22 protein-coding genes are annotated in these 26,794 nt (G+C 71.7%); 3 read left to right on the top strand and 19 right to left on the bottom strand.

Annotated elements, in window-relative coordinates:
• Positions 1 to 10 precede the first annotated feature (10 nt).
• The 11 genes from AC5020_RS09485 to AC5020_RS09435 form a co-directional block, all read right to left on the bottom strand.
• Positions 11 to 1,153, bottom strand: a complete 1,143-nt coding sequence (locus AC5020_RS09485; RefSeq protein ID WP_464988100.1) for an amidohydrolase family protein — start codon at positions 1,151 to 1,153, stop codon at positions 11 to 13.
• Positions 1,154 to 1,289: 136 nt separating this feature from the next.
• Complete coding sequence (locus AC5020_RS09480) at positions 1,290 to 1,622, bottom strand: PDDEXK-like endonuclease domain-containing protein (RefSeq protein ID WP_464988099.1); 333 nt, start codon at positions 1,620 to 1,622, stop codon at positions 1,290 to 1,292.
• A gap of 921 nt (positions 1,623 to 2,543) precedes the next feature.
• Positions 2,544 to 4,160, bottom strand: a complete 1,617-nt coding sequence (gene ffh, locus AC5020_RS09475; RefSeq protein ID WP_464988098.1) for a signal recognition particle protein — start codon at positions 4,158 to 4,160, stop codon at positions 2,544 to 2,546.
• 116 nt (positions 4,161 to 4,276) lie between these two features.
• Entirely contained in the window at positions 4,277 to 6,607 is a 2,331-nt protein-coding gene (locus AC5020_RS09470) for a [protein-PII] uridylyltransferase family protein (RefSeq protein ID WP_464988097.1), read from the bottom strand.
• Positions 6,608 to 6,611: 4 nt separating this feature from the next.
• On the bottom strand, positions 6,612 to 6,950 hold the full coding sequence (locus AC5020_RS09465) for a P-II family nitrogen regulator (protein WP_377020339.1): 339 nt from the start codon (positions 6,948 to 6,950) through the stop codon (positions 6,612 to 6,614).
• Entirely contained in the window at positions 6,947 to 8,359 is a 1,413-nt protein-coding gene (locus AC5020_RS09460) for an ammonium transporter (RefSeq protein ID WP_377794470.1), read from the bottom strand. Before AC5020_RS09460 ends, AC5020_RS09465 begins: the two co-directional genes overlap by 4 nt.
• A 201-nt stretch (positions 8,360 to 8,560) precedes the next feature.
• A complete protein-coding gene (gene ftsY, locus AC5020_RS09455) occupies positions 8,561 to 10,078 on the bottom strand; it encodes a signal recognition particle-docking protein FtsY (protein ID WP_464988096.1) in 1,518 nt (505 codons plus the stop codon).
• Positions 10,079 to 10,337: 259 nt separating this feature from the next.
• Complete coding sequence (locus tag AC5020_RS09450; RefSeq protein WP_377020336.1) at positions 10,338 to 10,508, bottom strand: hypothetical protein; 171 nt, start codon at positions 10,506 to 10,508, stop codon at positions 10,338 to 10,340.
• An 82-nt stretch (positions 10,509 to 10,590) separates the two neighbouring features.
• The gene (gene ndk / locus AC5020_RS09445; RefSeq protein ID WP_377020335.1) at positions 10,591 to 11,016 is read right to left on the bottom strand and encodes a nucleoside-diphosphate kinase; all 426 of its coding nucleotides are present in this window, start codon (positions 11,014 to 11,016) and stop codon (positions 10,591 to 10,593) included.
• Between the two features lie 45 nt (positions 11,017 to 11,061).
• Entirely contained in the window at positions 11,062 to 11,490 is a 429-nt protein-coding gene (locus AC5020_RS09440; RefSeq protein ID WP_377020334.1) for a DUF4233 domain-containing protein, read from the bottom strand.
• Between the two features lie 2 nt (positions 11,491 to 11,492).
• Positions 11,493 to 12,842 carry a bifunctional folylpolyglutamate synthase/dihydrofolate synthase gene (locus AC5020_RS09435; protein WP_464988095.1) on the bottom strand — a complete coding sequence of 450 codons (1,350 nt, stop codon included), beginning with the start codon at positions 12,840 to 12,842 and terminating at the stop codon, positions 11,493 to 11,495.
• A 233-nt stretch (positions 12,843 to 13,075) separates the two neighbouring features.
• Between AC5020_RS09435 and AC5020_RS09430 the strand changes: the two genes are divergently transcribed.
• Entirely contained in the window at positions 13,076 to 14,728 is a 1,653-nt protein-coding gene (locus AC5020_RS09430) for a lipase family protein (RefSeq protein ID WP_464988094.1), read from the top strand.
• A gap of 22 nt (positions 14,729 to 14,750) precedes the next feature.
• On the opposite strand, the gene AC5020_RS09425 is transcribed toward AC5020_RS09430, so the two are convergent.
• Together AC5020_RS09425 and ileS are read right to left on the bottom strand one after the other, a co-directional pair.
• Positions 14,751 to 16,007, bottom strand: a complete 1,257-nt coding sequence (locus tag AC5020_RS09425; protein WP_464988093.1) for an S-layer homology domain-containing protein — start codon at positions 16,005 to 16,007, stop codon at positions 14,751 to 14,753.
• Between the two features lie 462 nt (positions 16,008 to 16,469).
• The gene (ileS, locus tag AC5020_RS09420) at positions 16,470 to 19,766 is read right to left on the bottom strand and encodes an isoleucine--tRNA ligase (RefSeq protein ID WP_464988092.1); all 3,297 of its coding nucleotides are present in this window, start codon (positions 19,764 to 19,766) and stop codon (positions 16,470 to 16,472) included.
• A 465-nt stretch (positions 19,767 to 20,231) separates the two neighbouring features.
• Between ileS and AC5020_RS09415 the strand changes: the two genes are divergently transcribed.
• A complete protein-coding gene (locus tag AC5020_RS09415) occupies positions 20,232 to 20,612 on the top strand; it encodes a hypothetical protein (RefSeq protein WP_464988091.1) in 381 nt (126 codons plus the stop codon).
• Between the two features lie 139 nt (positions 20,613 to 20,751).
• Positions 20,752 to 21,024 carry a 2Fe-2S iron-sulfur cluster-binding protein gene (locus AC5020_RS09410; protein ID WP_464988090.1) on the top strand — a complete coding sequence of 91 codons (273 nt, stop codon included), beginning with the start codon at positions 20,752 to 20,754 and terminating at the stop codon, positions 21,022 to 21,024.
• Between the two features lie 11 nt (positions 21,025 to 21,035).
• On the opposite strand, the gene AC5020_RS09405 is transcribed toward AC5020_RS09410, so the two are convergent.
• The 6 genes from AC5020_RS09405 to AC5020_RS09380 all read right to left on the bottom strand — a co-directional run bounded on the left by AC5020_RS09405 (position 21,036) and on the right by AC5020_RS09380 (position 26,745).
• A complete protein-coding gene (locus AC5020_RS09405) occupies positions 21,036 to 21,293 on the bottom strand; it encodes a hypothetical protein (protein WP_464988089.1) in 258 nt (85 codons plus the stop codon).
• Positions 21,294 to 21,410: 117 nt separating this feature from the next.
• Positions 21,411 to 23,228, bottom strand: a complete 1,818-nt coding sequence (locus tag AC5020_RS09400) for an ABC transporter ATP-binding protein (RefSeq protein WP_464988088.1) — start codon at positions 23,226 to 23,228, stop codon at positions 21,411 to 21,413.
• Positions 23,228 to 24,028, bottom strand: a complete 801-nt coding sequence (locus AC5020_RS09395) for an SDR family oxidoreductase (protein WP_464988087.1) — start codon at positions 24,026 to 24,028, stop codon at positions 23,228 to 23,230. The genes AC5020_RS09400 and AC5020_RS09395 overlap by 1 nt, the downstream gene beginning before the upstream one ends.
• A 40-nt stretch (positions 24,029 to 24,068) precedes the next feature.
• Positions 24,069 to 24,992, bottom strand: coding sequence for a cation diffusion facilitator family transporter (locus AC5020_RS09390; RefSeq protein WP_464988086.1), 924 nt, complete (start codon positions 24,990 to 24,992; stop codon positions 24,069 to 24,071).
• Positions 24,992 to 25,411, bottom strand: coding sequence for an ArsR/SmtB family transcription factor (locus tag AC5020_RS09385; RefSeq protein ID WP_464988085.1), 420 nt, complete (start codon positions 25,409 to 25,411; stop codon positions 24,992 to 24,994). Before AC5020_RS09385 ends, AC5020_RS09390 begins: the two co-directional genes overlap by 1 nt.
• 47 nt (positions 25,412 to 25,458) lie before the next feature.
• On the bottom strand, positions 25,459 to 26,745 hold the full coding sequence (locus tag AC5020_RS09380; protein ID WP_464988084.1) for a dicarboxylate/amino acid:cation symporter: 1,287 nt from the start codon (positions 26,743 to 26,745) through the stop codon (positions 25,459 to 25,461).
• Between the last annotated feature and the right edge of the window lie 49 nt (positions 26,746 to 26,794).

Raw genomic sequence — 26,794 nt, 5'->3', positions numbered from 1 at the left:
GTCGGAGCGCTCAGCGGCCGCGCGGGAGCACCCTGCCGCCCAGCACGATCGCACTGCGCTCGCGCAGGGCGGTGTGGTCGCTCCGCGGATCTCGCGGCAGGACCAGCAGATCGGCGGGAGCAGCGTCCTCGAGGCCGGGGACGCCGAGGAACCGACGAGGTGCCCAGGCGGAGGCCTCCAGGATCTCTGTCCCGGTCAGGCCCGCCCGGGAGAGTTCATCGAGCTCGTCATGGATGATGCCGTGGCCGAGCACTCCCCCGGCGTCGGTCCCCACCAGCAGCTGGACCCCCGCGTCGTGGGCGTCCCGGGTGCGCTGGAAGCGGGCCTCGCGCAGCCGGCGCATATGAGCGGCGTAGGCGGGGAACTTCTTCTCGCCCTGCGCGGCGTATGTCTCGAACTCGTCGACGTTGACGAGGGTGGTGACCACCGGGACCTCGGCCGCGGCAGCTTGCGCGATGGTCTCGTCGGTCAGACCGGTGGCGTGCTCGAGGCAGTCGAAGCCGGCGTCCAGGGCCAGCGGCAGCGTCTCCTCGTCGAAGGTGTGGGTGGTGATCCGGGCTCCGGCGTCGTGGGCGGCTCGGGCGGCGGCCGCGAAGTCCTCGGCGTCCCAGCAGGGGGTCAGGTCGCCGACGTCGCGGTCGATCCAGTCGCCCACCAGCTTCACCCAGCCGTCGCTGCGCGCCGCCTCCTGAGCCACCGCGCCGGGGAGCTGCTCGGGCTCCAGCTCATGGGCGTAGCCGCGGAGGTATCGCCTCGTGCGGGCGAGGTGGCGCCCGCAGCGGATCAGCCGCGGCAGGTCACCGTGCCGCTGCAGCGGGGAGTTGTCGATGATGGAGCCGGCGTCGCGGATCAGGAGGACTCCGGTGTCGCGGTCGGTGAGGGCCTGATCGCGCGCCGTCTCGAGGCTGGTGCCTGCCCCGTCGTTCCCGATGCCGATGTGGCAGTGCAGGTCCGCGAGGCCGGGAACCACGAAGCCGTCGACCTCGACGGCCTCCGCCCCGGCCGGCAGCTCGGGTCGCTCGTGATGGATGCGCCCACCCGTCACCCAGGCCTCGGAGATCTCCTGCTCCGGCCCCAGCAGCACCGGCCCGCTCAGGTGCAGGACGGCCTCGTCGCTGTGCTCGGGTGCCGTGACTGTCGCTCCAGTGCTCATGTCTCGAGGATATCGACGCCTCGTCGCTCCGCGGCCCCGTCCCAGCCCCCACGGCCCAGCGCCCCGGACCGACGCGTTCGGTTCCGATGTGTTCCACTGCTTGGAACATATCGGAACCGAACCGGGGTGCTCACGGTCAGCCCCGGGACGCATCACGAGCCTGGCCGGAGGCCGGCATCCGTGCCCGGATGGCCGCGTCGAGGCGCGCGAAGAAATCGGCAGGCCGCTGGAAGTCCGCGACGGAGATCCTGAGCACCTTCCATCCCAGATCGTGAAGCACCTCGTTCTTATGCAGATCGCGCTGCCACGTCCGCCTGTCCTCGCGGTGGTGCTCGCTGTCATATTCGATCGCGATCCGCCACTGGTCATATGCCAGGTCTATGTAGAAGAGGGAGCCGGTCGCACCGTCACGCACCGAGACGTTGGGCGCAGGCTCGGGGTAGCCGCGAGCGCAGATCAGCAGTCTCATCCTCGTCTCCATCGGCGACCACACCCGCTCCCGCGCTTCGTTCGCAGCTCGGCGCACGGCGCGCGCGCCCCGTCCGCAGGGACTTCTCGCGTCAGCTCGGATCTGCTGCAGGGGCACGCGGATGCTCGCGCCGTGACGGTCCGCAGCCAGGGCGTCGACGCACGCCACAAGTTCCATCCGGGACAGCTTCGGGGCGATCTCCTGGAGTACGGTGACGGGCGCCGAGATCGTCAGTCCGCCGAACTGGATGGTCGGAGGGGGCCGTCTCTGGTGAACGACGAGCGATGCCTGGGTCCTCCGAGCCCCGCCGCGACCCATGCGACAGTGCAGCGCTGCGCCCTCCCTGCGGGTCAGCCGCCGAGGCAATGGCAGCCCCAGCAGTTCGGCTGCGGTCTCATCGCTGATCACGGAGCCGGGCACGACGACGGTCTGCAGGGCGAAGGCCACGTCCCTCAAGGGTGCCGGAGCGTCCGCCCGACAGCACAGGCCCGGGAGCGGGGACGTGATCGCTTCGGACGCGAGCACCCTGGGATGCATGCCCTGCTCGCGGAGCACACGACGGGAGTACATCGTGCCCGGCTTCATGTCCCGAGCCTCTCTCAACACCATGGGCGGGACCATATTGGTCGCGTCAGGTGGCGTTCCGGTGCCACCGGTCCGGTGTGCAGGACGACGCTCTGGGGAGGAAAGGTCCTCGCCGGAGACATGACGTGCACGTGCCGAGAGCGGCGTACCCCTCCCTGGTGCCCGGCCGCGTCGCGACCCGTACCCTGCGCCATGCCCCGTGCCGGCCGACAGTGCTACACGACGCCCTACCACGATGGGTTCTGATTTGTTCCGGCACGCGGAACAAATCAGAACCCAACCAGGCCTGCGAGGCGCGTGGCCGTCGGCGCAGGGACTATGCCCCACGGCGTCGCGTCACTTGCCGCCGAGCAGCTTCTGCATCTCCGGGGGCAGCTGACTGGGGTCGAAGTCAGTCGCGTCGGGGGCGCCCTGGGTACCGGCTGCAGTGCCGGCGCCGAAGGCCGAGTCGCCCTGCGCTCCCTGGCTGGCCTTCTTGGCCGCCTCGGCCTGCTCACGGGCCGCCTTCGCAGGGTTCTTCGACTTCGACTTCTTGACCTGCTTCTGCGGGGCCTGCTTGCCGCGTGACTTCTTGCCCATGCCCATGCCGGGCCCGCCGGGCATCCCCGGCATCCCGCCACCGCCGGGCATGCCACCGCCGCCGCCGGCCATGCCGCGACCCATCGTCTTCATCATCTGCTGGGCCTGCTTGAACCGCTCGAGCAGCTGATTGATCTGCTGGACGGTGGTGCCGGAACCTCGCGCGATGCGGTTGCGGCGCGAGCCGTTGAGGATCTTGGGGTTGTTGCGCTCCTCCGGCGTCATCGAGCGGATGATCGCCTCGACCCGGCCGATCTCGCTCTCGTCGAAGTTCTCGAGCGCCTCGCGGTACTGGCCCATGTTCGGCAGCATCCCGAGCATCTTCTTGATGTTGCCCATGCTCTTGAGCTGCTGCATCTGGGCGAGGAAGTCGTCGAGGGTGAAGTCCTCGCCGGAGGCCAGCTTCTGCGCGGCCTTCTCCGCTTCCTTCTGGTCGAAGGCCTTCTCGGCCTGCTCAATCAGGGTGAGCACGTCACCCATGTCCAGGATGCGGTTCGCCATCCGGTCCGGGTGGAAGCGCTCGAAGTCGTCGAGGCTCTCACCGGTGGAGGCGAACAGGATCGGGCGCTCGGTCACGCCGGTGACCGACAGGGCGGCACCGCCGCGGGCGTCGCCGTCGAGCTTGGAGAGGACCACACCGGTGAAGCCGACGCCGTCGCGGAAGGCCTCGGCGACACGGGCGGCATCCTGACCGATCATGGCGTCGACGACGAACAGGGTCTCGTGGGGATTGACGGCGTCGCGGATGTTCCGCGCCTGCTCCATCATCTCCTCGTCGATGCCGAGACGGCCCGCGGTGTCGACGATGACCACGTCGTGCTGCTGGAACTGCGCGGTGGAGACGCCGTTCATGGCGACCAGCACCGGGTCGCCCACGCCGTTGCCGGGCTCGGGCGCGAAGACGGGCACGCCCGCTCGTTCGCCGACGATCTGCAGCTGGTTCACGGCGTTGGGGCGCTGGAGGTCGGCGGCGACGAGCATCGGGGTGTGCCCCTCGCTCTTCATCCACTTCGCGAGCTTGCCGGCCAGAGTCGTCTTGCCGGCGCCCTGGAGGCCGGCGAGCATGATCACCGTCGGGGGGTTCTTCGCCCAGCCCAGCTCACCGGTGGCACCGCCGAGCACCTCGACGAGCTCGTCGTTGACGATCTTGACGACCTGCTGCGCGGGGTTGAGCGCCTTGGAGACCTCTTCACCGAGGGCGCGCTCGCGGACGCGGGCGGTGAACGAGCGCACGACGGAGACGGCCACGTCGGCGTCGAGCAGGGCTCGCCGGATCTCGCGGATCGTCTTGTCGACGTCCGCTTCGGTGAGGCGGCCGTGGCCGCGCAGACCCTTCAGCGACGCTGTGATGCGATCGGAGAGGTTGTTGAACACGAAGCGCTTCCCCTTGGTCGTATGGACCGCACCAGTGTAGTGGCCTCGTCTGCACCTCCCCAGCGGCGCATGAGGAGAGACCTGACACGCCGCCGATCGCCTCGGCCCGGACCGGCTCAGGTCGCGGCGGCGTCCATCAGTGCCGAGACGATCCGGCCGACGGTCGGCGGGTCCAGGGCGCGGCCGTGCTCATCGGTCAGGTACAGCACGTCCACGGCCCGCTGGCCGAGCGTCATCACGTGGGCGCTGCGCACCTGCAGCCGGTGCACGGTGATCACCTCGGCCACGTCCGCCAGCAGGCTCGGGCGGTTGCGGGCGTTGACCTGGACCACGGTGGCCTCGCGGGAGGCGCCGGGCAGCAGCGTGACCACGGGCGTGTCCTCGGTGGTCCGCGGTGGCGGCGCCGGGGGCAGTTCGAGGACGCGGGCATCGGGCCGGTCGCGGTGGGCGAGCTCGTGGTCCAGGGCGGTGCGCAGCACGGAGGGGTGCGGGAGGTCCGACGGGGCGACCGCGACCCACCAGGTGTTCACCGCGACGCCGTCCATGGTGACGACCACGGCGCTGTGCACATCCAGCCGCAGGCGCACCAGCACCCGGGCCATCGCGGCGAACACTCCGGAGGCGTCGGGGGCGCCGACGCAGATCTGCGAGATCGGCTCGTTCTCGGTCGGTGCCGGGTAGATCACCTGGGCGCTGTCGGTGCGCTTGACCGCGGTGAGCACCGCATCCTGCACGGACCGCTGCGGCGTCAGCACCAGGCGCGGCGCGGGGGCGGTGCCGGTGAGGGCGTCGCGGGCGAGGTCGGTGAGGTGGTCGACGAGGTCGGCGCGCCAGGTGGACCAGGCGGCCGGCCCGGCGGCGATCGCGTCGGCCTCGGTCAGGGCGCGCAGGATCTCGAGCGTGTCCAGGTCGTGGCCGACGGCGGACAGCAGGTCGCGCAGGGTCGCGGGATCGGCCAGGTCCCGGCCCGTGGCGAGCCCGATCAGGGTGAGGTGCTCGCGCACCAGCGTGCCGATCAGTGCGGAGTCGGTCTTGTCGAAGCCGAGATGGCGGGCGGCGGCCTCGGCCAGCGGCGCGCCCTCGGCGGCGTGGTCACGCGCGCCGGGCCGCTTGCCGAGGTCGTGCAGCAGCGCCGTGACCAGCAGCAGGTCGGGACGACCGACGCGCGGCAGGAATCGCTGCGCCTCCAGGACGGTCTCGACCTGGTGGCGGTCGACGGTGAAGCGGTGGACGGCGGAGCGCTGCGGGCGGTTGCGGATCTCGCTCCAGCCCGGGACCCACCGGGCGAAGACGCCCATGACGTCGAGCGCCTCGTAGACGTCGGCGAAGTGCTCGCCCGCGAACGCGTCCACGAGCACGTCGCGCTGGACGGGCAGCAGCGGGTCGGTCCCGCCCTCGGCCATGCGCGCGAGGGTGGCATCGGCCAGTGGCAGCCCGGTGGTGGCGGCGTGGCGAACGGCGGCGAGGTCGCGCAGCAGATCGCGCACCGAGGGGTCCACCGAGACCTCCCCGGCCTGGACCAGCACGCCGTGGGGCAGACGGGTCAGGGCGGGCCGACGGTCGGTGCCGGCGCCGCGGGTGGCGGCACCGCCCGGGGCGATGGCGGCCTCCGCGGCGCGGACGGTGCGGTGCAGCTCCCAGGTGACTGCGCGGGCGGCCTCGGCGAGCACGGTGTGGTGGTCGTCGGCCGTGGCGTGCCCGGTCAGCGCGGCGACCGCGTCCTGGTCGGCGCGGCCCAGCCGCGTGCCCGAGGACCCCGTGACCGCCTGCAGCGCATCGCGGGCGTCCCCGAGGGTGCGCGCGGCGGCGTCGACCACGGCGTGGTCGTGGTCGGCCAGCCAGCTCTCGGCGATGGCCCGGATCACCGTGACGTCGCGCAGCCCGCCGCGGTCGGACTTGAGGTTCGGTTCGGTGGAGTGGGCCAGTGCGCCGTAGCGATGCGAGCGGTCGAAGGCGAGATCGACCAGGTCGGAGACCCGCCGGCGTGCCTCGCGGCGCCACTGGGTGCGCACGCGACGGGCGGTCTCCTCGACCATCTCCGCATCCCCGGCGACGTGGCGCAGATCGAGCAGGGAGATCGCTGCTCGCAGGTCATCGCGGGAGACCTGTTCGCACTCGCTCGGGCTGCGGACAGCGTGATCCAGTGCCGTCCCGGAATCCCAGATCGGGTACCACAGGGCGCTCGCGAGCCGCTCCGACTCGGAGGCGTCCAGACGCTCCGGGTCGATCAGCAGCACCAGGTCCAGATCGCTGCCGGGTCCGAGGTCCCGCCGCCCCAGGGAGCCGATCGCTGCCAGGGCTGCGCCGGACGCGGGACCGCCGGCCCCCGTCCACAGCTCGCTCAGCCAGCCGTCGACGAGGGCGGCCTGCTCGAGTCTGCGGGTGGGGCCGGCGGAGGGATCCGCGAAGCCGTCGTCGAGAACCTGCGTGATCCGGCGTACGGACAACGCCTCAGACGGCATCCGCGTCCCGTTCCCCGGTGCGCACTCGCACGACGGAGCCGACGTCGGTGGTCCAGACCTTGCCGTCGCCGATGCGCCCGCTGCGGGAGGCGGCGACGATGAGGTCGATGATGGCGGCCTCGTCCACGGTCTCGGCGAGCACCTCGACCTTGATCTTCGGGATGGTGTCGATGGTGTACTCAGCACCGCGGTAGACCTCGGTGTGACCACCCTGGCGGCCGTATCCGGCGACCTCGGTGATGGTCAGGCCGCTGACCCCGTACTCGCGCAGGGAGTCGGTGACCGCCTGCAGGGCGTGCGGCTGGATGATCGCGGTGATGAGCTTCATCGGGGCTCTCCTGTGGTGATGGGCCGGGGATCGTCGTCGGCACCGTCGGTCTCTTTCGCGGTCGTCGAGCCGACGGTACCCGGTGCGGGGTTCCGGGGCTCCCGGGACGCTCCCCCACCGGAGGAGGGCGCGGCGGTCGGGGCCGGCCCCCGGTCACGACGACCGGAGAGGGCTCCGGCGAGATCGTAGCCGGACTCGGCGTGGTGGGTGACGTCGATGCCGGCGAGCTCGTCGGCCTCGCTGATCCTCCAGCCCATCGTGTACTTCAGGGCCAGGCCGATCACGGCGGTGAGCACGCCCGAGATGAGCATGGCGACCACGGCCACCACGATCTGGACCAGCAGCAGACTGACGCCGCCGCCGAAGATCAGCCCGCCCTCGTCGGCGAGCACACCGATCAGCACGGTGCCGACCAGACCGCCGACGAGGTGGACGCCGACCACGTCGAGCGAGTCGTCGATGCCGAAGCGGTACTTCAGGCCGACGGCGAGGGCGCACAGCGCACCGGCGACCAGACCCATGACGATCGAGGTGACCGGGTTCAGGGCGGCAGCGGCCGGGGTGATGGCGACCAGGCCGGCCACCACGCCGGAGGCTGCACCCAGGCTGGTGACGTGCTTGTCGCGGATCTTCTCGACCAGTGCCCAGCCGAGCATCGCGCCGGCGGTGGCGACGGTCGTGTTGACCCAGGCCAGGCCAGCGGTCTCGTCGGCCGTTCCGGCGGAGCCGGCGTTGAAGCCGAACCAGCCGAACCACAGCAGTGCGGCGCCAAGCATGACCAGCGGCAGGTTGTGCGGCCGCATCGGCTCCTTGCCGAAGCCCTTGCGGGCGCCGACGATCAGGGCGAGCACCAGACCGGCGATGCCGGCATTGATGTGGACGACGGTGCCACCGGCGAAGTCGACCGGTTCGGCGATCGCCGCGAAGGGCCCGTCACCGCTGAGCAGGCCACCGCCCCAGACCATGTGGGCCAGCGGCGCATAGACGATCAGCGACCAGACGAAGGCGAAGACCATCCAGGTGCCGAGCTTGACGCGGTCGGCGATGGCACCGGAGATCAGGGCGGTGGCGATGATCGCGAAGGTCATCTGGAAGCCGGCCGCGACGAGGAACGGCACGCCGGCCTCACCGAGGATCGACTGATCATCGGTGCCGCTGAGTCCGAAGTACTCGACGGGATTGCCGAACAGAGTGCCGACGTCGGTGCCGAAGGCGATCGAGTATCCGGCCAGCGTCCAGGCGATCGCGACGACGGCGATGGCGCTGAAGGACATCAGCATCATGTTCAGGACGGTGCGGGCTCGCACCATGCCGCCGTAGAAGAGGGAGAGGCCCGGGGTCATCAGCAGGACGAGGGATGCACTGGCGAGAATCCAGGCAGTCGCCCCCGTGTCGAGGGTGAAGTCCATGTCGGCTCCAGGGTGGAGGGGACGGCCCGCGCTCCGTGGGGAGACGGGGCCGCTCGACCAGGCTGGTCGCGCCTCACATAGTGGGGTGCCCGCGCCGGATAACCCACACTCAGAAGCTGGCGTGATCAATCCGTGACCCAACAGGTCGCTCCGCGGGACGACGGCGGGACGGCCCGGAGTCCGACCGCCACGCTCCCGGCGCTACTCCCCCAGCAGCGCGTCGACGAAGCCGTAGGGGTCGAACGGGGTCAGGTCGTCCATGCCCTCGCCCAGGCCCACCATCTTCACCGGGACGCCGAGCTCACGCTGGACGTTGACGACGATGCCGCCCTTGGCGGTGCCGTCGAGCTTGGTCAGCACGATGCCGGTGATGTCGACGGCCTCGGCGAACACGCGGGCCTGCTGCATCCCGTTCTGACCGGTGGTGGCGTCGATGACCAGGAGCACCTCGGCGACCTCGTCGCCGTGCAGGCCCTTCTGGGCCACGCGGCGCACCTTGCCGAGCTCGTCCATCAGGCCCTTCTTGTTCTGCAGGCGGCCCGCGGTGTCGATGATGACCACGTCGGCGGTCTCCTCGATGCCTTCCTTGACGGCGTCGAAGGCGACCGCGGCCGGGTCGGCGCCGTCGCGGTCGGCGCGGATCGTCTCGACGCCGACGCGGGAGCCCCAGGTCGTCAGCTGGTCGGCGGCGGCGGCTCGGAAGGTGTCGGCCGCTCCCAGGACGACGGAGCGCTCGGCGGCGACCAGGACTCGGGCGAGCTTGCCGACGGTGGTGGTCTTGCCGGTGCCGTTGACCCCGACCATGAGGATCACCGAGGGGACCTCGGTGCCGTCGGGGGCGGTGCGGCGACTGGCTGCGACGCGCCGGTCCAGGGCCGGGTCGATGAGGGTGACCAGCTCCTCGCGGAGGGCCTCGCGCACGGCGGCGGGGTCGTCGGTGCCCAGGACCTTGATGCGCCGGCGCAGGTTCTCCAGCAGCTCGTCGGTCGCGTCGGGCCCGAGATCGGCGAGCAGGAGGGTCTCCTCGATCTCGTCCCAGGTCTCCTCGTCGACGCCCGTGCCGCGGGTCAGCAGGGTGAGGATGCCGCGACCGAGCGCCCCGGAGCGGGCGAGGCGGTCGCGCAGGCGCACCATCCGGTCCGCCGGTGCCTCGGGGGTCTCCAGCACGCGCGGGGCGGCCGTGGCCTCCGGCTCGGCCTCGGGCTCGGCCTCCGGTTCCGGCGCCGGTGCGACGGTCGTGTCCTCGGCCGGCGGCTGCTGCGGGGGCGCGCCGGTTTCCGTCGGGGCCGTGGCGTCGACGGTGGGGGCGTGCTCCGCAGCGGGCGGCCCGCCGGCTCGGTCGGCCTCGTCGGTCTCCGGCCGCGCGGGTCGCACCTGCTCGGGCGCGCGCTCGCTCGGCGGCGTCGTGGGGGCCTCGGGCGGCGCGCTGTCCGCGGGGCCGGGTTCTGCGGTCGGCTCCGCCGGGGTCTTCTCGCCGGCGCTGGGCGCCGGGGGCGAGAGGGTGTCCGCCCAGCTGGGCGGGGCGGGCCGTTCCTTGACGGCTGTCGCCGAGCGGCTCTCGCCGTCGGCCGGCTCGCCGGTGCCGGGGCGCCGCTCGTCCTCCGGGCGGTCCGCGGACTTCTTGCCCCGGCTGCGGAGGTACGCCCACGCGCCGGCACCGAGCACGAGGACGCTGCCACCGCCGCCGGCGATCAGAGCGAGGATGTCATTGGGGTCCACGGGTCACCTCCGAGGTCGGGGAAGCCGACGATGCGGCGAGGACAGCGGTCAGTCTAGGCGGACGTGGTGGCGTGACCCCGCCCCGGGGCAGCACTGTGGAGAAACGGTCCTGTGGAGAAGCGGTGCGTCTCACGAGGGCCGGGCGGTCGGCGGGCGTCGATGTTCCGGCGAGCAGGCGACGGCCCGACACTCATGGGGGCCGACACTCATGGGGCCACGTCACCGCTGGGCCACGTGGCCGCGGCCATGGGCCCGCGCGTCAGTTCTTCTCGCGCGAGGTCCGCGAGACGTGACGGCGATCGCGCGGCGTCGGGCCCTCGTCGTCGTCCCGGCGGGCGCGCAGATGGGGCGCGGCGACCGCGAACAGGATCCCGAGCGCCACCAGGACGGCGATCCCCAGGAAGACGATGGTGACGAGGGCCGGCTGCATGCCCATATTGTGCATCGCGCCGTGGGGAGCCCGCTGGATCTCCCGGCGCGGCGCGTGCCGCACGGACCGATGGGTCGGGTGCTCAGCCGAGCTCGGGGAACCAGATGCCGATCTCGCGGGCGGCGGACTCCTCGGAGTCCGAGCCGTGCACGAGGTTCTGGATGACCGGCAGGTCGTACTCCCGGGCGAGGTCGCCGCGGATGGTGCCGGGCGCCGCCTCGGTGGGGTTGGTGGCACCGGCCAGGGAGCGGAAGCCGGCGATGACGCTGTCGCCCTCGGCGACGAGCGCGACCAGCGGGGCCGATCCCATGTATTCCACGAGACCCGGGTAGAAGGGCTTGCCCTCGTGCTCGGCGTAGTGGGCGGCCAGCTCCTCGGAGGTGGCGGTGCGCTGGGCGAGGGCGGAGATCTCGTACCCCTTGGCCTCGATGCGGCGGATGATCTCCCCGCGCAGGCCGCGCTGGACGGCGTCGGGCTTGAGCAGGACGAGGGTGCGCTGTGCGGTCATGGCACCAGGGTACCCACGACGGCGAGAGGTCCCCGCATCGGCGCCTCAGCCCGCGGAGCCCTCGCCGTCCGGCTCGTCTCCCGGACCGCGGGCGGCGCGCACCCGGGCGTCCACGGCGTCCTTCTCCCGGTCCAGCTGGTGGCCCTTGAACACACCGAAGACGTACAGCCCGGCGAATCCGAGACCGACCACCCACATCGCGGTGACCTGCAGGCCCAGCAGGATCACGGGGAGCTGCAGCACCATGCCCAGCAGGTAGGGCCACCCGGCGCGCCGGAGCAGTCCGGAGCACAGCACCAGGGCGAGCGCGGTGACCAGTCCCCAGACCCAGGTCACGGTCCTCTGGTCGGGGACCAGCTGGTGGGCGACGAGCACTGCGAAGAAGACCACGAACGCCTCGATGACGAGGATGGTGGCGGACAGGGCGCGCTGGGCGCCGTGGGCTCTGCGCGACGGGGCGAGGTCCAGCGGCATGGTCAGTCCTCCTGCGGGACGCCGAGCAGGTCGCGCACCTCGGCGACCAGCGTGACGGAGCCTGCGACGATCACGCCGCCGAACTGGTCTCCGTCGGTCTCGGAGAGGTCCACGGCCGCCTGGATCGCATCGGGCAGGCTGCCTTGTTCGACGACGCGGTCGTCGTCGCCGAACACGTCGCGGGCGAGGTCGGCGAGCTCGTCGGTGGCGATGGCGCGCGGCGAGGACGACTGGGTGATGACCACGCTGTCCAGCACGGATTCGAGGACGCCGAGGATCTCTTCGGCGTCCTTCTCGGCCAGGATCCCGACGACGCCGACGGTGCGGGTGAAGCGGAAGTTCTCACGGATGGTCTCGACCAGGGTGAGAGCGCCGGCGGGGTTGTGGGCGGCGTCCAGCAGGATCGTCGGCGACTGCCGCACGACCTCGGCGCGCCCGGGCGAGGTGATCGAGGACAGGGCGTCGGTGAGCATGTCCTTGTCCAGGACGGTGCCGCCGTCGCCCAGCAGCGCCTCCGCCGCGGACACCGCGAGCAGGGCGTTGCGCGCCTGGTGCTCGCCGAGGAGGGAGAGGAAGACCTCCTCGTAGCGCCCCGCGATGCCCTGCAGGCTCAGCATCTGGCCGCCGACGCCGGGGGTCCGGGCGAGCACGCCGATCTGCTGGTCCTCGATCGCCGCGTCGGCCCCGAGCTCGGCAATCCGGTCGCGCAGCACGTCGGCGGCGTCCTCGTAGGGCTGGGAGGCGATGACCCCGGTGGCCTCGGCGGTGAGGATGCCGGCCTTCTCTCCTGCGATCTCGGCGATGGTCTCCCCCAGGTACTCCTGGTGGTCCAGGGAGATCGAGGTGATGACGGTGACGTCGGGACGGACCACACCGGTCGCGTCCCAGGTGCCGCCGAGGCCGGTCTCGACCACGGCGACGTCCACCGGAGCGGAGGCGAAGGCCTGGAAGCTCATGGCGGTGAGGTACTCGAAGTAGGTCAGCGGCACTCCCCCGGCGGCCTCCGATTCGGCGTCGACTATCGCCGCGAACGGCTCGACGTCCCGGTAGGCCTGGAGGAAGCCCTCCTCGTCGATCGGGGCTCCGTCGATCGCGATCCGTTCGACGGGTGAGTGCAGGTGCGGGCTGGTGGTGCGCCCGGTGCGCAGCCCGGCCTCCCGCAGGATCCGCTCCAGGATCCGTGCCGTGGTGGTCTTGCCGTTGGTGCCGGCGATGCGGATCGAGCGGTAGGCGTGCTGGGGGTCGCCCATCAGCTCCATCACCCGCATGATCCGCGAGAGGTCCGGTTCGATCCGGTTCTCGGGGGCGCGCTCGAGCAGCGCCGCGTAGACCTCACGGAGCTCGGGCGACATGACCGGGCGGGACGTACCCGGGCGGGGAGAACTCGGCACAGCGGCTCCTGGGATCTGCGAGGCGTACGGGGCGCCGATCAGTGTACGAGGGACCGCTGTGATGGTTCCTCCCCAGCGTGCGGCCGTCCACCTCGATGGCACCGCCGGGCGCGGGAGCATCTGCCCGCTCATAGCCTCGATCCGACGGCCGGCGCGGCCAGCGCGGTCCCGGAGAGGCGAGGGGAGGCAGTGCGATGTCCCACGCGCTCGCGTTCCGGGGGATGGATACGCGGCGGGCCCGCGCCCACGGCGACCGGCTGCGCTCGGCGTCCGAGGATCTTGCCGAGCTCCGGGGGCGGCTGGACCCGGTGGTGGCGGGGGTCGGCTGGGTCGGCCCGGATGCCGATGTCCTCCGCGCGCGATGGAGCGATCTGGCCTCGGGGCGGCTCACTCAGCTGGGCACGGATCTGCTCTCGCTCTCCGGCACGCTCATGGCCGAGGCTGCCCGGCAGGATGCCGCCTCCGCGGCGGGAGCTGCCGAAGCCGCCGGGCGGCCGCAGCCGTTGCCCGGCCACGACGGCAACGATGACCGCCATGGCATCGACGGATCCGGCTACCTGACCCGGGACGATCCGCGGTTGCCCGACTGGCTCGAGGAGCCCTTCGAGGGTGCCGCGTCGGACCTCGCGGGCGTCGTCTCCGACGCGATCGGGTGGGGAGTCGACCAGGCGCTGGAGGGAGCAGGGTGGGCAGCCGGCCGGCTGGGCCTGGACCCCGACGGTCTCGAGCAGGCCCACCGGGACGGCGACGCCCTCGGCGGCCTGTTGGAGGGCTGGGCCACCGGGGAGCGCGTGCCGACGATCGCCGAGCTGGGCGCGAGCACGCTGCTGGCCGCCGGCTCCACCGTGATCGCCCCCGCCGAGCTGGTTGCCGACACCGGGTTCCTCGATCCGAGGACGGATGTCACCGTGCACGGGGTCCGCGAGATCCCTCATCCTGCGACCCCGCAGGACCTCGCCGATCTGATCGTCGCGAACGATGAGGCGCGGCGGTCGGGCATCGTCGGGGTGGCGGCCGGCGGGTACGACGGCACGAGCTCGGGGCAGGTGCGCATCCAGACCGTCCGGGCGGCGGACGGGGGCGAGGCCTACATCGTCCATGCGCCGCCGACCGGCGGGGAGCCCATCTGGGATCCGCAGGCGTGGGGTCCGCAGGGAAATTCCGCCGGCTGGGACTCGAACTTGCGGTCCATGGCCGGACAGGAGTCCGCGGCGATGGCGGACGTCAGGGCCGCCATGGAGGCGACGGGAGTGCCGCCCGGCGCGGACGTCCTGTTCGTCGGCCACTCCCAGGGCGGGCTCACGGCCGCGCAGCTCGCGGCGGACCCCACGTTCAACAGCACCAGTGGCCGGCTCGGCTCCTACGACGTCACCCACATCTTCTCGGTGGGATCCCCGGTCGAGACGGTCGTGCCGGCCCGGCCCGCCACCGAGGTGGTCAATGTGGCGCACAACCCGGTGTGGGCGCCGACGCCCCAGGTGGCCGGGTTCCCCTCGCCCGGGTACGCGCCGGTCCACATCGCCGATCCAGTGCCGCGGCTGGATCTGGACGGGCATCGGGTCGACGGCAGCCGGGTCGCTGCGCCCAACGTCCACGACGCCTGGCTCGATGCGCCGCAGCAGACGCATGGCGAGTCCTCACAGATCACCAACGCGCACGAGTCCGTGCTGCGAACGTCCCGCGGTATCGACCCGACCGGCGGCTACTTCGGCTCCGTGCGCCACAGCATCGACAGCAACCCCGTCCTGGCCCGGCTGCAGGCCGATCTCGAGGGGCGCTACGTCGGCGAGGGGGTGGTCGTGGTCTCGGACCAGGTCGTCGAGGTCGGCCGGGAGGACATGCGCTGAGCGGCGTTCTCCGCCCGAGCTGTCAGTCCACGCTCATCCGGTACACGAAGGCGGCCATCGCGTCCCGGGCGATGGGATCCAGCGGGCGGTACGTGCCGTCCGGCCAGCCGGTGGTGATTCCCTCCGCGTCGGCCCACGTGATCTCCCGGTAGAAGATCGAGGAGTCCCGGGTGACGTCGGTCAGCGAGGAGGAGGCGGGCGCGGTGAACGCCGGGGACCCCGAGGCGCGGTAGAGGAAGGCCGCCATGGCGTCACGGGCCACGGGCTGCAGCGGGCGGTAGGTGCCGTCCGGCCAGCCGGTCGTGATGCCTTCGGACTCCGCCCAGGTGATCTCCTTGTAGAAGATCGAGGTCTTCGCACTGACGTCGGTGAACGGGGACTTCCCCGGCGGGGTGAACTCCGGGGAGCCGGCGGCGCGGTAGAGGAAGGCGGCCATGGCGTCGCGGGCGATGGGCTCCAGCGGGCGGTATGTCCCGTCGGACCAGCCGGTGGACAGCCCGGTGTGCTTCATCCACGCGATCTCGGTGAAGAAGATCGAGCTGCCGTAGGGCACGTCGGTGAAGGGTGCGACCGGATCCTTGCTCCACGCTGCAGAGATCGGGTGCCGATCCGCCGGGGCTCCCGTGGGCGAGCCGAACCACAGCGAGAAGTTGCGGAAGAAGTTCCGGTTGCCATAGGTCGCGCAGACGTCATCGGCGACCGCCCCGGCCCCGGCATCGAGGGTGGCCTGGGTCGGCGTGAAGGGCGTGTAGTTGTACAGCGCAGCGGTGGCACGGTTGGCGATCTTCACCTCGCCGTAGCCGCAGAAGGCATACGGGCTGTACTGGATGTCGTAGGTCTTGCCCGCCTGGTACCGGTAGTTGCGGGCGGGGTCGCCGTACTCCTGCAGCCGGGAGGTGCCGTGGTAGATCTGCTGGGCGAATCCGCCGAAAGCCGGGTCGCAGCCGTCGAAGTCGGGACAGCGGAAGCCCAGTGCCTGCTCGAGCTGGCGGGGCGTCGCGTTCCTTGTCGTGATCAGTCCTTGTTCCTTCTGGAGCATCACGAGGATCACCTGGGGGTTCACGCCGCAGGCGCGGGCGACGTCGGCGATGATGCGGCCGGCGGTGGCGTTCCGCGCCGCGGGGATCGCCGCGCAATAGGCGGTCTCGGCTCGATGCGGCGTGTCCGCCGTGAAGTTCTTCAGGCAGGCCGCGCCGTCCGTGCCGTCAATGCACTTCTCCCCCCGCTCCTCAAGGAAGGCATCGACCTCCGCTCCGGTCATCGTCTCGGAGTCGAACATCCTCGTGTCCGTGATGAGGGATCCCGGCGAGAAGCCTCCCAGGCCCGGCGGCGGAGACTCGGCGCGAGCCGACGGGGCGCCGGCGAGCACGACGCCCGCGAGCAGGGCCAGAGAAAGGACGAGGAACGCCGGCGAGCGCCGACGAGTTCGAGCGCGAACCGGGACGGACAGGACCGACGCGAGGTGGCGCGACGAGGAAGAGGCGAGAGCCATCGTGATCTCCGAGGTCAGGGATCCCGGGGATGGATCCGTGCTCAGCATAGAGCGGCGCGGCGGTCACACATCTACGCTCTGACCAGCTGATACCGACTTGCAATCCAGACGCCACGCCGAATTCACCGGCTCGGGCGCCTGGCCTGCAGGAAGCGTGGCCCTGCCGTGAGGCCATGAGCGGACCTGGAGAAGCGCCACACCGGGCCGGGACGGCGAACAGCTCGCCCACCGCCCCGGCCCGGTGCGGCCTCAGGCGCGTGCCACGGACACCATGACGGCGCCGCCGGAGACCGTCTCGCTCGCGCTGTGCGCGCCCTCGGCAGCGGCGGCCGGCACCGCGAGATCCACGGCGAGCACCTCCGCGGCCACCAGGTCCCGGTGCGCGGCGACCGCGGAGGTCACCGCCTCGTCGCCGTCCACGGTCAGGCGGATCCGGTCGGAGACGTCCAGGCCCGCCTCGCGGCGCGCGGACTGGATCGCCCGGACCACGTCGCGGGCGGTGCCCTCAGCCTCCAGCTCGGCGCTGACCCGCGTATCGAGGGCGAGGAAGTCCCCGCCGCGCAGCACGCCGACCGCGCGCCCCTCCATGGCCGAGGTCTCCCCCGCGACCAGGTCCAGGGAGTACTCCCCCTCCTCCAGGGCGATGCCGCCGGAGGTGACCCGGCCGGACTCGTCCACGGACCAGTCGCCGCTCTTGGATCCCTTGATCACGGCCTGGACCTGCTTGCCCAGGCGGGGCCCGGCGGCGCGGGCGTTGACGACGAGGCGCTGCTCGACGCCCATGCCCTGGGCCTCCTCACTGGTGACGTCCAGCAGGCGCACGTGCTTGACGTTCAGCTCGTCGGCGATGAGCGCGGCGAACGGCTCGAGCGAGGCGGGGTCGTGGTGGACCACGGTGAGCTCGGCCAGCGGCAGCCGGGCCCGCAGCTGCTCCTTCTTGCGCAGCGAGTTGCCGACGCTGGCGATGTGGCGGACGTCGTCCATCTGCGCGACGAGGTGCTCGTCCCGCGGGAACAGGGCGTCATCGGGCCAGTCGGTCAGGTGCACGGAGCGCCCGCCGGTCAGCTGCTTCCAGATCTCTTCGGTGACCATGGGCAGCAGCGGCGCGGTGACCCGGCACAGGGTCTCCAAGCACGTCGAGAGCACGTCGATGGCCTGCGCGTCGCCCTCCCAGAACCGGTCGCGGGAGCGGCGCACGTACCAGTTGGTGAGCATGTCCAGATAGTCCTGGATCTGCTCGGCGGCGTCGGCGATCGCCAGCGCGGTCAGCGACCCCTTGACCCCGCGCACCAGATCACCGGTGCGGGCCAGCAGGTAGCGGTCCATGACGTCGTCGGAGTCGTAGCGCGCCTGTCCCCGGTAGCCCGTCGGCCGCCCGTCGGCGTCCTTGTCCCCGGCGGCATTGGCGTACAGCGCCAGGAAGTACCAGACGTTCCACAGCGGCAGCACCACGTGGCGGGTGGCGTCGCGGATCTTGGGCTCGTCGACGATGAGGTTCCCGCCGCGCAGGATCGGCGAGGACATGAGGAACCAGCGCATGGCGTCGGCCCCGTAGGTCGAGTACATCTCGCGCACGTCGGGGTAGTTGCGCAGCGACTTGGACATCTTCTGCCCGTCCTCGCCGAGCACGATGCCGTGGCAGATCACGCTGGAGAACGCGGGCCGGTCGAACAGCGCGGTGGAGAGGACGTGCATGGTGTAGAACCAGCCGCGGGTCTGCCCGATGTACTCCACGATGAAGTCCGCCGGGTTGTGGGACTCGAACCATTCGGCGTTCTCGAAGGGGTAATGCACCTGGGCGTACGGCATCGACCCGGAGTCGAACCAGACGTCGAACACCTCGCTCACGCGGCGCATCGTCGAGCGGCCGGTGGGGTCGTCCGGGTTCGGCCGGGTGAGCTCGTCGATGTAGGGGCGATGGAGGTTCACCTCGCCGTGCTCGTCGCGCGGCAGGGTGCCGAAGGCCTCCTCGAGCTCGGCGAGCGAGCCGTAGACCTCGGTGCGCGGGTAGTTCGCGTCATCGCTCTTCCACACCGGGATCGGCGAGCCCCAGTACCGGTTGCGGGAGATCGCCCAGTCCCGGGCGCCCTCGAGCCACCGGCCGAACTGGCCGTCCTTGACGTTGCCCGGCACCCAGTCGATCTGCTCGTTCAGTTCGAGCATGCGCTCGCGCTGGTCGGCGACCTTCACGTACCAGGAGCTGACGGCCTTGTAGATCAGCGGGGTCCGGCAGCGCCAGCAGTGCGGGTAGGAGTGGACGTAGCTGGTCTCGCGCAGCAGGCGGCCGGCGCGCTGAAGGTTGCGGATCAGGGGCCGGTTGGCGTCGAAGACCTGCAGCCCGGCGATCTCGTCGAGGTCGGTGCCGGCGAAGTAGTCCAGGAACTGCGCACCGTCGTCGACGGAGACGATGACGGGGATGCCGTATTCGGCGTTGACCTGCTGGTCGATCTCGCCGTAGGCGGTGGCCTGGTGGACCACGCCGGTGCCGTCGTCGGTCGAGACGTAGTCGGCGACGGTGACGATCCAGGCGTTCTGGGTGCCCCAGCGCTCCCGGTCCTCGGAGTAGACGGTCCACAGCGGCTCGTAGGCGACGTGCTCCAGCTCGCGACCGGCGAAGCGGCGCTGCTCGATCGCGGCGACGGCGGCCTCGGCGTCCTCGTAGCCGAGCTCCTTGGCGTGCGCGCCCACCAGGTCGGCGGCCAGCAGGAAGCGTCCCTCGCCGGCGGCGGTGCCGTCGGCGGCGCCGAGCGGGCCGGCCGGGACCACGGCGTAGTCCAGCTCGGGGCCGACGGCGAGGGAGAAGTTCGTCGGCAGCGTCCAGGGGGTGGTGGTCCAGGCCAGGGCCTTCACGCCCGCCAGTGCCAGCTCCTCGGCCCGCTCCCCGGTGAAGGGGAACGTCACGGTGACGGTCTGGTCCTGACGCTCCTGATAGACGTCCTCGTCCATGCGCAGCTCGTGCGCACTCAGCGGCGTCTGGTCCTTCCAGCAGTACGGCAGCACGTAGTAGCCCTCGTACGCCCGGCCGCGGTCGTGGAGGGTCTTGAAGGCCCACAGCACGGATTCCATGTAGGACACGTCGAGGGTCTTGTAGTCGTTCTCGAAGTCCACCCAGCGGGCCTGGCGGGTGACGTAGTCCTCCCACTCCTTGGTGTACTTCAGCACCGAGTTCCGGGCGGCGCTGTTGAACGCCTGCAGCCCCATCTCCTCGATCTCGGACTTCTCGGTCATCCCCAGCTCGCGCATCGCCTCGAGCTCGGCGGGCAGGCCGTGGGTGTCCCAGCCGAAGCGGCGGTCGACCTTGTAGCCGCACATGGTGCGGAAGCGCGGGATGACGTCCTTGACGAAGCCGGTCAGCAGGTGGCCGTAGTGCGGCAGGCCGTTGGCGAAGGGCGGCCCGTCGTAGAAGACGAACTCCTCGGAGCCCTCGCGCTGGGCGATCGAGGCGCGGAAGGTGTCGTCGGCCCGCCAGAACTCCTGGACGGAGTTCTCGAGCGCGGGCAGGTTCACAGAGGGGACGAGCGGGCCTCCGGTGACCGGGTAGACCATGGGACGGACCTCCGAGGGGAGAACAGGGGACGGCGGCTGGGACATCTCGCTGTCCGAGGACGCTGCCGGCCGGAGCCGGTGGCGCGGTACCACCCCGGTTGACGCCCTGCGCCGGCCGACGGCCGACGGGACGTCCCCTCGTTCCTCAGCTGTGACGGGCTGGTCCCGGCGGGTTCTACTGGGCCCGCGCCCGCGTGCGGGCGGCCGGGCGGTTCTTCCCGCGGCTCTCCGGTGATGGCCGGGTCGATGCCGATGGCGGCCAGTGTACGCGGCGCCTGCGGACCGGTCACGCGGCGGCGAGGGCAGGAGATGCGGATGACACGGCGACTCGGCCCACGGCGGAACCGGGTCCCGGCGCCGCGGGGCACAGAGAAACCGCGCCGCGTGCACAGCCGCAGTTCAGGTCGAGGCCATGGGATGGGCCCATCGGCAGATCGCCGGCAGGTCCCTGAAGGAGGAACCGACATGGAGGACGAGTCCCGCTCCGCGCATCGTCCGCGCCCCTCGTCGCACATCCCTGGGGCGGAGGAGCGCGCGGGACTGCCCGAGGGCACCTTCCCCGAGGCCGGGAGCGCTGCGGCCCATCGGGGCCTGCGCGACCGGGCCACTGCCGGTGCCGCAGCCCTCGGCGCCACCGCCATGCTGGTCCTCAGCTTCGGTCCGGCCGCGCTCGCCCTGAGCCCGTCGGCCCCGACCACCGGTGCAACCGGCTCGACCGGTCACGGCGACCGGGCCTCCGTCGCCTCGCCCACCCCCGGCTCCGCGGCAGCCCCCGCACCGCCCCGATCCCAGGAGGACGACGAGGACGACGGTCACGGCGAGGGCCAGGAGGGGAACGCCGCCTGAGCCCGCCATGCTGAGACAGGGCTCACGCTGGGCGGCCGGTCCTGTTCGCCTGAGCCGCCGGCGTGGGATATTGGTGGGCGCGTTCCCGCCGACGTCACAGATCCCGGGCGTCGGGACGATCCAGCTTGGAGGAGCACCCATGTCGCTGTTCGGAGAGCCCTTCACCGCCAAGTGCCTGAAGTCGGGCATGACGGTCGAGGTCCAGGAAGGGCAATCCCTCCTGCAAGCGCTGCTCGACGCCGGCATCCCGATGGACTATTCCTGCGAGGGCGGCGTGTGCGGCACCTGCGTGGTCCCCCTGGTCTCCGGCGAGGTGGAGCACATGGACGAGTTCCTCATGGACGATGAGAAGGATGATCAGATGATCACCTGCGTCTCCCGTGGCGAGGGCGATATCGAGATCGACGTCTGAGCGCTCGCTCGTCACAGTCGCGGCCCGGCCACCACCCAGGTCAGGCCCACCAGCGCCATCAGTCCCGCTGCCGAGGCCACGGCGAGCGGCACGGTGATGCTCGGGCCCGCCACCAGCAGCCAGAGGACCCCGACCGCCGCCAGCCCCAGCAGCAGCACGAACAGGACCGGTCGGCCGGCGGCGGGCTTGCCGCCGCGGTGCCGGGACGAGGGGTCGTCGGGGTGCGTCATCGCCATCATGGCGTCCTGTCCGCTCGGAGCTGTGGTCACCGCCGGGCGGGTGCGCCCGGCGATGCTCCGATCCTCGCTCCGCGGGCCGCCCCCGCACATCCCGCCAGCGGTGGAGATCCCTCTCCTTCTTTGGTCGTAGGCGGCGCTCCGGCCGGGCTACCGCAGTGCGCCCTGGCCGGAGGAATCCTGCGCGGCGAGCTGGGCGAACGCGCCACCGCGGGCGACCAGCTCCGCGAAGGTGCCGCGCTCGATGATCTCGCCGTGGGACATGACGAGGATCTGATCGGCGTCGCGGACGGTCGAGAGCCGATGGGCGATCGAGACCGTGGTGCGCCCGCGGGCGAGAGCGCCGAGCGCCCCGGACATCGCCCGCTCGGTGGCGACGTCGAGCGCGGAGGTCGCCTCGTCCAGCAGCAGCACCGGCGGGTCGCGGAGGATGGCGCGGGCCAGCGCGAGACGCTGCTTCTCGCCGCCGGAGAACCGGTACCCGCGCTCGCCCACCACGGTGGCGTATCCGTCGGGCAGGCCCGCGATGTGCTCGTGGATCTGGGCGATCCGGCAGGCGCGCTCGAGATCCTCGTCCTGGGCGTCCGGCCGGGCGAAGCGCAGGTTCTCCGCGACGGTCGCGTGCAGCAGGTAGGTCTCCTGGGTGACCACCCCGAGGCTCTCGGCGAGCGATTCGCGGGCGACCTGGCGGAGGTCGTGACCGTCCAGGGTGATGCGACCGGAATCGGGGTCGTAGAGGCGGGCCATGAGATATCCGGTGGTGGTCTTGCCGGATCCGGTGGTGCCCACCACGGCCGTGTGCTTCCCGGCGGGGACGACGAGGTCCAGGCCCCGCAGCGCCGGTTCGTCCGCCTCGGGGTAGGCGAAGGAGACGTTCTCGAAGCGGATCTCGCCGCGCACCCGGGCCACGTCGAGCCGGACGGCATCGGGGGCGTCGTCGACGGTGACCGGGATATCGAGGTATTCGAAGACGCGGGTGAACAGGGCGAGGGAGCTGTTGACCTGGGTGGCGACCCGCAGCAGGCCGTTGATCTGGGGGAACAGGCTGGACTGCAGGGCGATGAAGGCGACCAGGGTGCCGATGGTGACGCCCCCTCCCCCGGAGTCGCGGAACAGCAGATGGCCGCCGACGAAGTAGGTCAGCGCCGGGAACAGGGCCATGACGGTGGTGAACACGGCCATCTGCCAGCGGCCGGCCATCTCGGAGCGCACCTCGAGGTCGGCGAGCTCGCGCGAGTCCGCGGTGAAGGCCTCCGTCAGCGCCTGTGATCGCCCCATCGTCAGCCCCAGCAGCACGCCGGAGACGGACAGCGACTCCTGGATGCCCGCGGAGAGATCCGCGGCCTTCTCCTGCCGGGTGCGGACGATGACCCGCCGGCGGCGCCCCACCCGCCGGTTCATCCACACCGCCATCGGCAGCGCGATGAGCGAGAACAGAGTCAGCCGCCAGTCCAGCGCCACCATCGCGACCAGAGCCATCACCACGCCGGCGCCGGCGGAGACGATCTGGGTCATGACCGTGGTGACCACGGCCTGCATGGATCCGATGTCCGAGGAGATGCGGGACTGGATCTCTCCCGTGCGGGTACGGGTGAAGAAACCCAGGCCCAGACGCTGCAGGTGCCCGTACAGGGAGACGCGCAGGTCGTGCATGACGGCCTGGCCCACGCGCGTGGACAGCATCGCCTGGGTGACGCCGAGGGCGCTGGAGACGATGGTGACGGCGACCAGGCCGCCGACGGCCCAGGCCAGGAGGTCCGCGCGCTGCTCGGGCAGGGCGACGTCGACGATCTCGCGGATCAGGAACGGGGAGACGACCCCGGCGGCCGCCGCGATCGCGATCAGGGCCAGCACGGCGAGCAGGGTGCCACGGTAGGGGCGGAACAGGGCGAGCACCCGGCGCAGGTCCGGCCGCTCCGTCCGGTGGTCTGCGACCTGGGCCGCGGGATGCCCGGCCCCGTGGGCCATCAGACTCCCTGGTGCCGGGCGACCCGGTGCGCGGCGGCCTGGGCGAGGGGGCGCACGGTGACCAGGTCGAGATTGACGTGGTGGGGGGCGCTGAGGGCATAGGCGATGACGTCGGCGCAGTCCTGGGCCGTCAGCGGGTTCTCGACGCCCTCGTAGACCTTGTCGGCCGCGTCCCGGTCACCGAGCCGCACCAGGGAGAACTCCTCGGTGCGGACCATTCCCGGGGCCACCTCGATCACGCGCACCTTCTCCCCGTTCAGCTCCAGACGCAGGGTACGGGCGAGCATGTGCTCGCCGGACTTGGCGGCGTTGTAGCCGGAGCCGCCGGGGTAGGCCTCGTGGGCGGCCACCGAGGTCACGAACAGCACGTCACCGCGGCCGCTCGCACGCACCGCGGGCAGCAGCGCCCGGGTGACCCGCAGGGCGCCGAGCACGTTGGACTCGTACATCCCCTGCCACTTCTCCAGATCCGCCTCGGCGACCGGATCGACGCCGAGGGCGCCGCCGGCGACGTGGACGATCGAGTTCAGGGTGCCGCCGAAGAGGTCCTCGACGCGGGCGGTCAGCGCCGCCACGGAGTCGTCGTCGGTGACGTCGACGGCGAGGATCTCGCAGCCGGTCTCGGCGGCGAGCTCGCGGAGCTTCTCCTCGCGTCGGGCGACGGCGAGCACGCGCCACCCGTCGACGGCCAGGCGGGTGGCGGTGGCGCGGCCGATGCCGGAGGAGGCACCGGTGACGACGGCGGTCAGCGGCGCGGTGCCGGGCGCGGAGGTCTCGGATGCTGCGGCGGCGGAAGTCATGGCTCCGAGCATACGATCCCCGCCGCCCCGGGCGGCGGGCTCACCACGCGGATTCGTGGTCGCTGCGGTGGTCCTCCGGCTCGATCTGCAGCGTGCAGTGCTCCAGCCCGTGGCGGTCGCGCAGCAGCACCTGGGCCTCGTCGAGCACCCCGTGGGGGTCGCAGCCGTGGTCGATGCGCAGGTGAGCGGTCGCCACGTCCATCCCCGAGGTGAGCGTCCACAGGTGCAGGTCGTGCACCTCGCTCACGCCCGCGACCCCGGCCAGGTCCTCCTCGACCTCGGCGGGGACCAGGTGCCGGGGGGTCGCCTGGGCGAGCACGCCGAGAACCTCGCGGCCCAGAATCACCGCCCGCACGGCGACGAAGACGCCGATCGCCAGGGCGACGACCGTGTCCGCGAGCGTCGATCCGGTCAGCGCCACCAGCACGGCCGCGATCACCACACCGAGGGAGCCGACCGTGTCGGCGAGAACCTCGAGGTAGGCACCCTTGACGTTCAGGCTCTCCCGCGCGCCCTGTGCCAGCAACCGCATCACCACGAGGTTCACCGCGAGGCCGAGCAGCCCGACGACGAGCATCACCCCCGTGCCGACGCTCGCCGCCTCGCCGATCCGGCCGAGCGCCTCGATGATCACCCAGGCGGCGACGGCCAGCATGACCAGCACGGCGAGCAGCGAGGCGAAGACCTCCACCCGGTACAGGCCGAAGCTGCGGCGCCCGCTGCGATCGGGACGGCCCGCGATCACGGTCGCCCCGAGCGCGGCCGACAGGACCAGGACGTCGGCCGCCATGTGCCCGGCGTCGGACAGCAGCGCGAGCGAGCCCGAGACCAGCGCGGCGATCAGTTCGACCAGGAAGAACGCGCCGACCAGCACCGCGGCGAGCGCGAGGCGCGAGCGGTGGCGGCCGCCGGCGCTCAGCGCCTCATGGGCGGATCCGTGGGAGTGCGAGTGCCCCGCAGCCATCAGCTGTGCCCCTCGCGTTCGGGGTGGGCGGCCTCGGTGTGCGCGGTGTGGGCCACCGCGAGATCGAGCAGCATCCGCACGTGCGGATCATCGAGCCGGTAGAAGACGCGACGCCCGTCGCGCCGCGGGGCGACGACGCGATGGGCGCGCAGCAGCTTCAGGGCGTGCGAGGTAGAGGAGTCGGACTGCCCGGTCACCGCGGCCAGGTCGTGCACGCACAGCTCCCCGTCCAGGAGGGCGAGCAGCATCGCCAGCCGGTTCGGCTCGCCGAGCAGGGAGAAGACGTCCGCGGTGTCAGCCACGTCGGCGTCGGCGGGCATGCGCTCACGGGCGAGCGCGACCCGCCCCGGGTCGACCAGGTCATCACCGGGATCGTCGCCGACCCCGGACGACACCTGCACATCTGATGACATCTTCATATGAGAAGGCTACGTGCGGCTGAGGGGACCGTCAACGGGAGCGGCGGTCAGACCCCGTGCATCTCCGGACGCGGCGCACTCTCGGCCGCCTGCGGGAGGCGACCTCTGCGCAGCCGGGCCATGAGCGCGGCGATGGCGCCGTCACCGGTGACGTTGGTGGCGGTGCCGAAGGAGTCGATCGCGATATAGGCGGCGATCATCAGGCCGACGGCGGCTTCGCTGAAGCCGAGTACGGAGGACAGCACGCCCGCGGCCGCCATGATCGCGCCGCCGGGGACCCCGGGAGCGGCGATCATCACCACGCCGAGCATGGCGACGAAGCCGATCAGGGCGCCGACGTCCAGGGGCGTGCCGGTGACGATCATGATGGCCACGGCGAAGGTGGTGATCTTCAGGGTGGAGCCGGCGAGGTGGATGGTCGCGCACAGCGGCACGACGAAGTCGGCGATCGCGGCGGGGACCCCGTTGCGCTTGGTGCATTCGATGGTCACCGGGATGGTCGCCGCCGAGGAGCTGGTGCCCAGCGCGGTCGCGTAGGCCGGCGCCATCGTCCACAGCATGCGCAGCGGGTTGCGGCCGCTCGCCCAGCCCGCGAGGGAGAACTGGGCCAGCAGCACCACCACGGTCATCGCCAGCACCAGCAGGACGACGGTCAGGAAGGTGCCGATCACCGTCCAGATCTGGCCGTTCATGGTCAGCCCGAGGAACATGCCGAAGATGAACAGTGGCAGCAGCGGGATGATGATCGCCTCGATGGTGCGGACGACGATCGTGCGCAGCTGCTCGAAGGACTCCTGCAGCGCACCGCGCGGGACCAGGGTGAGCCCGATGCCGAGGCAGAAGGCGAGGATCAGCGCGGTCATCACCTCGAACACCGGCGGGATCTCGAGACTGAAGTACGGGGCGATCGCGGAGTCCTCGGGGTTCTCCAGCGTGGCGACCTCCGCGCCGCCGATCAGTCGCGGGAGCACGAGCAGGGAGACGGCGAGGGCGAACATCCCGCACAGCAGGGTGGAGAGGTAGGCGATGCCCGCGGTGGCGGCGAGCATCCGTCCCGCCCCGCGACCGAGCTCCGCGATGGCCGGTGTCACCAGGCCCACGATGATCAGCGGGATGAGGAACTCCAGGAACGCGGAGAAGAGACCGTTGAAGGTCGTGAACACGCGGGCGATCGCCTCGGGCACGACCAGGCCCAGGAGTACGCCGAGCACGATCGCGACGACGATCCGGGGCAGCAGCCCGAGACGCCGACGGGCGCGGGACGGGGCGGGAGGATCGTCGTCCGTCCGCCCGGTGGCGGTTCCGGGACGGGCGGACTCAGCAGCGGTGCTCATGGGGATCATCCGGTTCGATCGAAGGAACGAGAACCGGGACAGCGTAGTA

Source organism: Brachybacterium sp. SYSU DS0246 (assembly GCF_059391765.1).
This window is presented reverse-complemented; position numbering and strand designations above follow the sequence as displayed.